This is a genomic window from Sulfitobacter sp., from assembly GCF_041552635.1.
Classification (GTDB): domain Bacteria; phylum Pseudomonadota; class Alphaproteobacteria; order Rhodobacterales; family Rhodobacteraceae; genus Sulfitobacter.
This window is the reverse complement of record NZ_JBFEKM010000372.1, coordinates 1-1,316: the sequence shown is the minus strand read 5'-3', so window position 1 is coordinate 1,316 and position 1,316 is coordinate 1. Positions and strand designations below refer to the sequence as shown.

At 56.2% G+C, this 1,316-nt stretch carries 2 protein-coding genes; both read left to right on the top strand.

The window, feature by feature from the left end; genetic code table 11:
* Positions 1-776: NAD(P)H-dependent flavin oxidoreductase (locus tag ABYT07_RS21185; RefSeq protein WP_372993966.1), on the top strand; the 776-nt coding region annotated here is incomplete at its 5' end.
* On the top strand, positions 773-1,316 hold a 544-nt coding region (locus tag ABYT07_RS21180; protein WP_372993965.1), incomplete at its 3' end, for a 5-formyltetrahydrofolate cyclo-ligase. The genes ABYT07_RS21185 and ABYT07_RS21180, both read left to right, overlap by 4 nt.

Below are 1,316 nucleotides of genomic sequence, written 5' to 3'. Positions count from 1 at the left end.
TGGATACGCAGATCAAGCAGTGTCTTGATCTTGGCGTCACTGCGTTTTCGTTCTTTTGGGATGTTCTTCCGGACGTTGTTGCACGGGTCAAGCGCGAAGATGCGTTGGTCTTGCATCAGGTTGGCACAACGGAACAGGCCCGCAAGGCCGAGAACGCCGGTGCGGACGTTATTATCGCGCAGGGGATTGAAGCCGGGGGCCATGTTCATGGCCGCATGGGATCATATGCTTTGGCAGAGACTATACTGCAAAGAACCAAATTGCCTGTCGTCCTATCTGGGGGCATCTCAACCGGCAAAGGGTTGGCATCGGCGCTCGCGCTTGGGGCGCAAGGCGTTCAATGTGGTACAGCCTTTTTGGCAACAAATGAGTCCTTTGCCCATTCCGATCATAAGCAACGCGTGGTCGACGCCAGTGGAGACGACACCGTCTTGACCGATGTGTTCGTGCTGAACTGGCCAAAGGGGGCAGCGGTGCGTGTCGTCGGAAATAGCATCACTGCAGCACTTGATGGCAAGCTTTTGGGGCACGACCCGGACAAGCTGCCGCGCGATGCGATTGCGTGGGACGAGGGTCAGGAACGCTATCGCTTCAGTACGGATTCACCGCTGCGAACAACAACCGGCGATCTGGAGGCCATGCCCAATTATGCAGGGCAAGGTGCAGGATTAATTGGGGACATTATTCCAACGCGCATACGTATCGAACAAATGATCACAGAGGCTGTTTCCTGCCTTGATGGTGGAACTGTACCATCGAAAAAAAGCCATAAATGACCTGCGACGACGATAAGAAAGCCCAAGACGGCTCTTATGCGTCTCCACCCTGTCTGGCGCACGAGATTGACCCGACCTACTTCGATCCGATGGCCGTGGATCTCGCTCAGGCGCGTGATGTGGCGCGTTGGCGCAAGGCCAAGCGGGACGATCTGAGGGCTGCGCGCAAGGCATTGAGCGTGGATGAACACGCGTTGGTTTCTGCAAGAATGGCAGAGCAATTGGAAAGCGTCCTGCTTTCCCGGTTTGACGGCGCGCACGGCCTCATTCTTTCTGCATACTGGCCCATAAAGGGCGAGCCAGATTTACGGGAATTGATGGCAAAGTTGCACGATGCGGGTGTGATCATCGCTCTTCCATTGGTCGAAACCAAAGCCGCACCCCTTATCTTCCACCTCTGGACGCCTAAGACCAAAATGGTCCGTGGTGACTGGAACATTCCGGTGCCGCACGCCGATGCGCCAAAAGTCACGCCTGACATCGCATTGGCCCCATTGGTGGGCTGGGACGATCAAGGCTATCGGCTGGGCTATGGCGGTG